Origin of the sequence: Neobacillus kokaensis (assembly GCF_014656545.1) — a bacterium.
Taxonomy (GTDB): Bacteria; Bacillota; Bacilli; order Bacillales; family Cytobacillaceae; genus Neobacillus; species Neobacillus kokaensis.
The window spans coordinates 199,135-209,241 of sequence record NZ_BNDS01000004.1 but is presented as its reverse complement, the minus strand read 5'-3'; the positions used below and the strand labels follow the sequence as shown (position 1 = coordinate 209,241).

At 42.1% G+C, this 10,107-nt stretch carries 5 protein-coding genes; 4 read left to right on the top strand and 1 reads right to left on the bottom strand.

The annotated features are described in order from the left end of the window. Positions 1 to 237 precede the first annotated feature (237 nt). Positions 238 to 1,212 (bottom strand): formylglycine-generating enzyme family protein, encoded by a 975-nt coding sequence (locus tag IE222_RS07170; RefSeq protein WP_191271203.1) that lies wholly within the window; start codon positions 1,210 to 1,212, stop codon positions 238 to 240. Between the two features lie 286 nt (positions 1,213 to 1,498). On the opposite strand from IE222_RS07170, the gene IE222_RS07165 reads away from it, so the two are divergent. The 4 genes from IE222_RS07165 to IE222_RS07150 all read left to right on the top strand — a co-directional run bounded on the left by IE222_RS07165 (position 1,499) and on the right by IE222_RS07150 (position 10,075). Further along, positions 1,499 to 2,719, top strand: coding sequence for an MFS transporter (locus IE222_RS07165; RefSeq protein ID WP_191271201.1), 1,221 nt, complete (start codon positions 1,499 to 1,501; stop codon positions 2,717 to 2,719). A 267-nt stretch (positions 2,720 to 2,986) separates the two neighbouring features. After that, entirely contained in the window at positions 2,987 to 5,776 is a 2,790-nt protein-coding gene (locus tag IE222_RS07160) for an endo-beta-N-acetylglucosaminidase (protein ID WP_191271199.1), read from the top strand. Between the two features lie 250 nt (positions 5,777 to 6,026). After that, positions 6,027 to 8,726 carry an alpha-mannosidase gene (locus tag IE222_RS07155; RefSeq protein ID WP_191271197.1) on the top strand — a complete coding sequence of 900 codons (2,700 nt, stop codon included), beginning with the start codon at positions 6,027 to 6,029 and terminating at the stop codon, positions 8,724 to 8,726. A 17-nt stretch (positions 8,727 to 8,743) separates the two neighbouring features. Further along, a complete protein-coding gene (locus IE222_RS07150) occupies positions 8,744 to 10,075 on the top strand; it encodes a glycoside hydrolase family 125 protein (RefSeq protein WP_191271195.1) in 1,332 nt (443 codons plus the stop codon). Positions 10,076 to 10,107 lie beyond the last annotated feature (32 nt).

The window sequence follows — 10,107 nt, the reverse complement described above, 5'->3', positions numbered from 1 at the left end:
GGATTACGTAGAAAAGGTCCTAGATGATGTAGAATTAAGCAGTTCAAATTAAGAGGGGACCCATTTTGGGTGAGGACTTTTTGAGAGAGGACTTATTTAAGGCAAAATAGCAGAGAAGCGTACCATGCACCATCTGAACTTTGTGAAAAAATTTTATCGAAAAAATAGGCTAAGCACTTTAACAAAAGTGCATAGCCTATTTTTATATTCTCTCATTAACGAGGTATAGCTTTCATGTTATTTTTTAGCCACATCAGCGGCACATCGGAAGCCTAGATGCCCTCCAGATGTATCCGGGGTATTCGAGGTCCGGGCGGCGACTCTATAACGATTGCAATATGATTCATGGCACATATAAGAACCGCCCCGCATAACTTTGGTTTCACCCGATGATGGTCCTTTAGGGTTATTGCGACCGCCCCTCTTATGAATGCTTCTGCTAAACCAATCCGAGCACCATTCCCATACGTTTCCAGAGGTATTGTAAAGTCCCAGGCCATTAGGCGGGAAGGACTTTGCAGGGGCTGTACCTGCATAGCCATCTTCCTTTGTATTTTCAACTGGAAATTTTCCTTGCCATATATTACAGTAATGCTCTCCATTTGGGGTCAATTCATTCCCCCATGGATACCTATTTTGTACTAGTCCGCCACGGGCAGCCATTTCCCACTCTGCCTCCGTAGGCAAACGTTTACCCGCCCAATTGCAAAATGCGAGTGCATCATTCCAGGTTACATGGACAACGGGATGGTCCATCCGCTCCTCAATGGTAGAATATGGTCCTTCAGGCTGATACCAGTAAGCATCTCTTACCGCCAGCCACCACGGAGTGTTCCGTATCGGTTCCACGTGTTTGGCTAATTTTGGTGAAACGAAGCCATAATACACGAATGACCAGCCAAACCGCTCTGTCTCGGTTTTGTATCCTGTATTATTAATAAACTCCTTAAATTCCGCATTTGTTACCGTATAACTATCAATATAATAGGGATCGAGCATTATCTTTCTTACCGGACCTTCACCATCTGCCGCGAATCCTTCTGTTTCATTTGTCCCCATCAAGAATTCCCCGCCAGGAATATAGATCATTTTATCCATGAATATTGATTTTTCGGAGTTATTTTCAATTGTTTCTTGTATAGCAATTTCCATTTCCTTGCCTGCAGGTTCTCTAGTAATCCCGCAGCAAGATTTATTTTTATCAATGTTCATAGATTTCACATCCTTAAATATCAATACTCGCAAGTACGCAATTTATTATTAATCTATTATATACAAAAGTATTCTGATTTTAAAGAAAAGGCTGGCAAATAGCGAGATGACCTATCAAAGTATGGAGCAAGATTAAAAATATACAATGCTAATAAATTTTACATATTTACTTTAAGCTGAATGGGAAGGTATTCTAAATGAAATATCGTGAAAATAAGCTTTCAATAGGATCATGAAGAGGACTGTGGGATATTGGAAAATTATTTAAGAAAGGCTCGTTAAAAAAATGGAAAATTCATCTAGTAAGCCAATTGTTGTCATTGCTGTTGTAACGGCCTTGTGTATGCTGGGAAATGAGATGCTGTTTATTGTCATGCCGTTATATTGGAAGTTTTTTGGGCTGACAGCATTATGGCAGGTCGGAGTATTACTATCAGCTAATCGAATGATCCGTATCCCTATTAATTCCGTTGTTGGATGGTGCTATCAAAGGGTGGGAAAACGAACAGGGGTAATAATGGCTGTTGTATTAGCTGCTGTCTCTACGTTTGCCTATGGAGTGGTAAAGGGATTTTGGCTGATGCTGATTGCCCGCTGTTTATGGGGGATCGCCTGGTCTTTTTTTCGGCTTGGGGGGTATTTAACAATCCTTTCCTCCAGCAATGCTAAAACGAGAGGCCGGTCTGTTGGATTATATAACGGACTTTGGGGTCTTGGCACCTTATTCGGCATGTTATTAGGCGGGTTACTCGCAGAACAGATGGGAATACAAAACGTGACATTGATGTTTTCCGTAATAGCAGCTTGCAGTATTCCGTTTATTTTAATCTTTATTCCAAATTCAAAACAACCAGATTTAGATCAGAAAAAGATAAATAAGCAAGCTTTTACGATATGGAAAAACAAACAGATTCTATCCTCTTTTGCAACGGGTCTAAGTGTTGCCTTTGTCGTTTATGGAGTGTTTGCTTCAACATTAAGTAAATTAGTAGAATTACAGCTGAACCATATCATGATTCTAGGTTTTACCCTTGGAGCCGGCACGATTACCGGTATTATTCAAGCCGTTCGGACTGGCTGGGATCCCTTCCTTGCCCCTTTTCTTGGTAAGTATTCCGATCAAAAATGGGGGAGATTTCCCGTTTTAATGGTCGCGTTAGTCATGGGGGCTGTTTGTTTGGCGATTCTTCCCCTTAAGCTGCCGATTCCTGTTTTTTTGGGGGTATTACTGTTGTTTCAACTTACGGCAACATTATTAATTACGACCAGTGATTCGATTGCGGCCGACCTTGCATCGGGTCCGTCGCAGGTAACGATAATTGCTCTTTATACGTTATTTTCCGATTTGGGTGCAGCTTTAGGGCCATTTTTAGGCTATTTGGTCATAGATATTTTGGGTATTAACTGGATTTATTGGTTTACAAGTTTCCTTCTGATTCCTTTAGGAGTTTTTTGTTATTCAGCATTTATAGGGGAGAAAAATCGAGTAAGGGAACAGTCTTATTAAAGGCTATTTAAGGAACTTTCCGTCCATTTATAAATCGAAACATCCACATCAAAAGGGACGGGGATATTTAAAGAAACAAAAGAGCAAGGGGGGAAAATCCAGCTTTTTTCGACATTCATCTGAATGGCAGCGCCTTCTTTGTTTTTATTGCTTTAATTAGGACGGTAAATCTATAAATAGTTCACTATTTTAAAAGTGGATAGAATTTTATAATAATTGAAATTGTTTCCAATTTTGGAGGCTGATTTCATAAAAAGGAGGAACACAATGGTAAATAAAGGAGAAAATTTAGACAGTCCTGCTGTATCTGCCTCTACAGCTTGCATGTTACATAGTTCAATGGGTGCGTCTGGGGCAAGCGCTGAAGTGAATGGGGATGGAACAGATATGGTAAACGAGAAATATGCGGAGCATCTTAGTCTAAAACCACTCGCTCCAGCCTTTAGTGTGGAAACATTGCTGAAGTGGTCGCCCGATAATGATCCAGATGCAGAATTAAATCGAGCAAGCGTCCCATTAAACAAAAACCGGTTTAAAGGGTCCCTGGTTAATCCGTTGGCAAATCCAAAGGCTGGAATTACCTCTGCTGGAATAACCAATTGGAACCACGACGAGGCAAGCTCTGTCGGTGGGAAAGATTTCAATATATACGCCTTTGATAACTGGCAATTGATAGATTCCTATATTTATTGGGCAGGAACGAAAAAGGGGATTTTTGCAATCCCATCACCAGATATCGTGGATGCCGCTCATCGGAATGGCGTGCCTGTCTATGCCACAATTGGTTTTCCATGGGGCAGATCAGCTGCGGGACTTGTTGAAATAGAAAAGTTCATTAAACAGGATGCTGATGGAAGCTTTCCAGTAGCTGACAAAATGATTGAAGCAGCCGAATATTTTGGCTTTGACGGTTATTTCTATAATCAGGAAACATTTGGCGTTAATGAGGAAACAGCCATAGTGATGAATGAAATGATGCGTTATATCAAGCGAAATTCCAATTTACAAATTAGCTGGTATGATGCACAAGACAATACTGGAGCTGTTAACTATCAGGATGCAGTGACTGCCGAGAATGACTTGTATGTCAAACCGGCAGATGATGGGGTATATGCGGTTGATGAGGTTTTTTTAAACTATAACTGGACAACAAGCAAAATTAATACGACTGTTGAGACAATGAATGGTCATAAGCGCAGTCCTTTTGATGCCTATGCAGGTTTTGAGCTGCAGGCAAATTCGTATAATACAAAAATTGATACGGATGTCCTGCTGGATGAGAACAAGCAGGCAAAGGTTTCTATCGCGCTTTATACACCAAACTCGACCATGGGATTGGCGATAGATCCTGCTGATTTCCATGAAAAAGAGAAAACTTTGTGGACTGGCCCTCAAGGTGATCCGACACTTGCTGATGATTCTGCTGATTGGAAAGGAATGGCGCGCTTTGTGACGGATGCGTCTGTTATTGAGGAGAAGCCATTTACGACCAATTTTAACAGCGGCCACGGAAAACAATATTTTGTAAATGGAAAAACTGCCAGTGAGTTGGAGTGGAATAACCGCTCTATCCAGGATGTCATGCCGACTTGGCGCTGGTGGACCCGCCATGAAGGCAGCCGAATCAAGGTATCCTATGATTTTGATAAAGCCTACAACGGCGGTACCTCGTTGAAATTCAACGGTGCACTTGATGCTGGTTCTGTTAATGACACGATGCTTTACAGCACGAAACTGGCTGTAACCGATTCTACAAAGGTCCGTGTTGTTTATCAAAATCCAACCGGTGCGGATGTGTCGCTTGGTGTGGCATACGGTGAAGACTATGCACAGGATAAAATGAACTATTATTCCTTGCGAACATCCGGCGACGGCTGGGAGACTGCAATAGTCGATCTTGGGAAGGATGCTGGAAATACTGCCTATGCTTTAAGTTTTAAAGTGAGCAATGCGGAAAAATTGGACAACTATTCCATCCATTTAGGTCAACTGTCCGTCTATGATGCAAAGGCACCGGTGCTCACAAAACCTGCTGATGCAGAAATTTTAAAAAAGATGGCTAAAACAGCATTTGAGGCGGAGGCCCGTTTAAGCTGGTCTGGCAAAGAAAACGTCTTGTACTATGAGGTTTACCAAGAGAACGCTGATGGAGCAGATACGCTGTTAGGGGTAACACCAAACAATTATTTCTACACGCCAAATATTACCCGGACTGTAGAAAACGCATCGAACGATAACATGACCACGTTGAAAGTCGTGCCGGTCAATCGCGATTATGTGCGCGGGGAGGCGGCTGAAGTTACCTTAGATTGGGGCATGGGAACAGATGCAACAGAGATCGAGCAAGACCCTACTTCACCGAACGTTGCCCTTCATGCCAAGGTAACAGATGTATCAGCGGAAAACGATGCGGAGCCTGCTGTGAAAGCTTTAGATGGAACAGTCATCAGTAAATGGTGTGCCATCAATGCCAAAACTGGTTACATGACGATTGATATTGGCGAGAAGAAAACCATCCGCCGCTGGCGTGTGGAGCATGCCGAATATGGCGGAGAAGCAAGCGATATGAATACCGTAGATTTTGAACTGCTTTACAAAAATGATAATGGCGAGTGGGTCAGCGCTAAAAGGATTACCGATAACACGAAAGCAGTGACTGATATTGTATTAGACCAGCCGGTGACCGCAAGGGAATTCAAGCTGCAAATTTACAATAGCGGAACTTCACCATGGGGTGCGATTCGGATTTATGAATGGCAGATGTTTGAAAATGCTGCCCTTTCTAGAACAGAAAATATTATGATGCATTTTGTGACAGCAGTAAATAATATGGGAGCTCAAGGTCAGGTTACCATCGATAGGGTTAAGAAAGGTCAAACGGTTCGCTTATATAAATCCCTGGACGTAAAGGATGTTCTAGCAGAGATGACGGCTGAAAAAGATGGAGCAATTACATTTGATCGGCTGGACTTCGGCAGTCCAGAAGCCGGAAGAATCTATTATACCGTTCAAACTATGGATGAGAGAGAAAGTCTTAGATTTAGCGTGCCTTATTAAAGTGACATGGAGTCAGACCCCCGTTGTGATAATAGTATAACGCGGTAAATTGGCGGGGGACTGACCCCCGCTATTTGGTTTCGTTAATCAATGGACTAATTTAATATCCACTGGAATATCTTAATGACTTGCCGCAATCCTATTGCTAGTTAGGGCAGTTTTTTCTATTGTAAGAAATGTAGGAATTAATTTTTATAAAAATGACAGCGTTTTCGAACGTTATATAAATCATCGAAGGAGGGGAAGTCTTATGGAAAAGACAGCCCATATAATCTCCCATTCTCATTGGGACAGAGAATGGTATTTACCTTTTGAAAAACATCGCTATTACTTTATCAAACTCATGAATAACCTGATTGAACAATTCAAGAAGGAAGGAAATAACTTTAAATCCTTTCATCTTGATGGACAAACTGTTCTGTTAGAGGATTATTTCGCCGTTCACCCGGAAAATCGCGAAATCGTAAAACAATTAATTGAAGAGAAGAAACTTTATATTGGTCCTTGGTATGTGCTGCAGGATGCCTTTTTAACCAGCTCCGAAGCCAATATCCGGAATCTGCAGATTGGCTTGCATGATACGAAATCCTATGGCCATGCTTCAAAAATCGGCTATTTCCCAGATACATTCGGCATTTATGGTCAGGCGCCGCAAATTTTAAAACAAGCTGGGATTGATACAGCTGCCTTTGGACGCGGCGTCAAACCGACCGGCTTTAATAACACGGTGTCGGATACGCCAAACTTTGAATCTCCTTATTCTGAGATGGTTTGGAAAGCGCCTGACGGCTCCAGTGTCTTAGGAATTCTATTTGCTAATTGGTATTCAAACGGAAATGAAATTCCGGTGGATGAGGAAGAAGCAAAGACGTTTTGGGATAAAAAGCTACAGGATGCTGAGAAATATGCGTCCACAAATCAATTATTATTTATGAATGGCTGCGACCACCAGCCGCTGCAAAAAAACATACCGCAGGCGATTGAAACAGCAGCCGAGCTTTATCCGGATTATACATTTAAGCATTCAAGCTTTGATGAATATACAGAGGCATTAAAGAGCTCCCTGCCTGAAAAGCTGCAAGTAATTGAAGGGGAATTGCGCAACCAGCGGACAGACGGCTGGTCCACGCTTGTCAATACAGCATCAAGCCGGATTTACTTGAAGCAGTGGAACAACCTTTGTCAAACCCTGCTGGAAAAAACCGCTGAACCATTGGCGGCCATGAATCTATTAGCAGGCGGTACTTACCCGCGCGAATACATCCGTTTTATGTGGAAGTCACTAATGAAGAATCATCCGCATGACAGCATTTGCGGCTGCAGTGTTGACGAAGTCCATCGTGAAATGGTCACTCGTTTTGAAACAGTGTCCCAAATGGGAGATGTATTTGTTAAGGAAAAGGCCGTAGAGCTTGCTGAAATGATTGATACATCGGAAACTCCGGAAGGCGGTATCCCGCTTGTTGTGATTAATACAACAGGATGGGAAAAAAATGATGTGATCACAGAGGTAGTCGACCTTGATAAGGTGTATTTTTCAGAAATGCATTTCGAAAAAATACCAGTTTATCTTCAGGAGAAAGAAACATCAAATTACAAGCTTATCGATGATCAGGGTAAGACAATTGAATACCAGTTAGACGAACCTGTTATCGAATTTGGCTATGATTTACCAGATGATAAATTCCGCCAGCCATTTTTTGCTAAGCGCTCCAAGCTTTCATTTTTCGCGGACGGCATACCTTCTTTTGGGTATAAAACCTATTACCTTGTGCCGGCAGAGGCTACGGTACAGCAAGTAGAGCAAAAAGATTTGGAAACACAAATCGACAGTATTGAAATGGAAAATGAATATGTTCATTTACAGTTCCATGAAGACGGCAGCTATGATTTAATGCATAAGGAAAGCGGTGAGTCTTTCCATCGCCTGGGAATTTACGAGGACACTGGCGATATTGGAAACGAGTATATGTTTAAGGAAGCGAAGGGACATGCCGCCATAACAACAAAAGGCATGGCAGCAGAATTTACCTTCTTGGAAAGAAGTACGCTCAGAACTGTTCTTGAATTTACCCAAACGTTATCGATACCAGTTTCCGCTGATGACCGTTTAGCCATCGAACGGAATCAATTGATTTGGCATAAGGAACGAGAAGCGGGCAGATCAAGTGAATTGACAACCATCAAACTTCATACTGTTGTCACCCTTGCAAAAGGAATGAAAGGTCCAGTCTTTAAGCTTACAATTGATAATAAAGCTTCAGATCATCGTCTGCGCGTGCTGTTTCCAACAGGTCTAAAGACAGAAACACATAAAGCCGACAGTATTTTTGAAATTGTTACCCGCCCGAATACACCAGAAATAGAATGGGAAAATCCGAGCTTTTGCCATCATCAGCAGCGGTTTAGCAGTTTATCAGATGGTCAAATGGGCTTAACGGTAGCAACGGATGGTCTGCAAGAATACGAAATTTTAAAAGAAGACGGTACAATTGCAGTAACAGTGCTTCGTTCTTCAGCTGAGCTTGGGGACTGGGGGTACTTCCCAACACCAGAGGCACAATGCTTAGGGATCCAAACAGCTGAGTGGCAAGTACTGCCGCATGAAAAGGATGTAATACAGTCACAAGCCTTTGTCGATGCTTATCAATTTAAAGTACCGCTCGTTGTCGTCGAGCCAAGCATCCATAAGGGTGTATGGCCAAAAACACATCAATTCGTTCAATCCGAAGCAAACGGACTTGCATGGTCGTCAATGAAAGTGGCGGAAGACCGGGATGATGTCATGATCCGCTGGTTTAATCCAGCCGAAGAAAAGGCGAGCCTGCAGGCTTCAATCAAGGACTATCAATCCTATAAAAGTACAATTCTAGAAGAGAGAACAAATCAAACAGAAGATTTATATGAAGCAGAAAAATATGAAATTATCACACTAGGATTTTATAAATAATGATAGGAGTGGGGAAAATGACGGTTATGATTCCCGAATCAATGCAAAAGCTCATCAACCATGTAAAGGAATACTTCCCAGGGGATGAAAAATTGCATCGTATGTTTGAGCAATGCTTTGTTAATACGTATACAACAACATTGAAAAAACAGGAAGACGGTAAGACTTTTGTGATTACCGGCGATATTCCGGCAATGTGGCTTCGGGATTCAGCTGCACAGGTACGACCATATTTAATGGCTGCTGAAGAGGACGCGGAAATGGCAGATTTACTTGAAGGCGTGATCCGCCAGCAGTTTGATTTTATATTGCACGACCCGTATGCCAATGCTTTCAATGAAAGTGATAATGGAAAAGGGCACCAAACCGATAATACCAAGATGACAGGACATATTTGGGAACGGAAATATGAAATTGATTCATTATGCTATCCGATCCAGCTTGCTTACCTATTTTGGAAGTCAACAGGACGGACGGCTTTTATTAAAGAAATGTTCCAGCAAACAATTGAAACGATTCTTCAGGTGTGGAGAACGGAGCAGGATCATGAGGCCAATTCTCCTTATCGGTTTGAGCGTTCAGATTGCCGGCAATCTGATACATTAATCCGCGACGGAAAAGGAGGGCGTGTTGTACCAACTGGGATGACATGGAGCGCCTTCCGCCCAAGTGATGATGCCTGCACTTACGGATACCTCGTACCGGCAAATATGTTTGCGGTTGTTGTGTTAGGTTATGCAGCGGAAATGAGCGATCAAGTGTTAAACAATTCATCATTAAAAGAAGAGTGTCTGAAGCTTCAAGAAGAAATTCAAAAAGGCATTGAGCAATTTGCCAAATTCGATCATCCGATTCACGGTGATATGTTTGTATATGAAACTGACGGCGAGGGCCGCGTCAATTTAATGGATGATGCGAATGTTCCAAGTCTTTTAGCAGCACCTTATTTAGGATACCTCCCGTATGACGATGAGACATATACCAATACACGTAAATTTCTGTTAAGCAGGGATAATCCTTATTATTACGAAGGAAAATATGCAAATGGAATCGGAAGCCCGCATACTCCTGACCATTACATTTGGCATATTGCGCTTGCAATCCAAGGAATGACGACAACAGATGAAGCTGAAAGGCAGCAAATTTTAACATATTTTAAAAACACAGATGGCGGAACAGAGTATATGCACGAAGGCTTTAACGCCGATTGTCCGGAAGAGTTCACAAGAGATTGGTTTGCTTGGGCCAATACCATGTTTAGTGAATTCGTATTAAGTTTAGCTGGAAAGGCAGTTAAAGGGAGTCCGCTGCAGCAGCAATTATTGAAAAACAACAGCAGCGAAGCTTAAGAAATTTAGGGCTTCTATTAGAAAAGGGGATG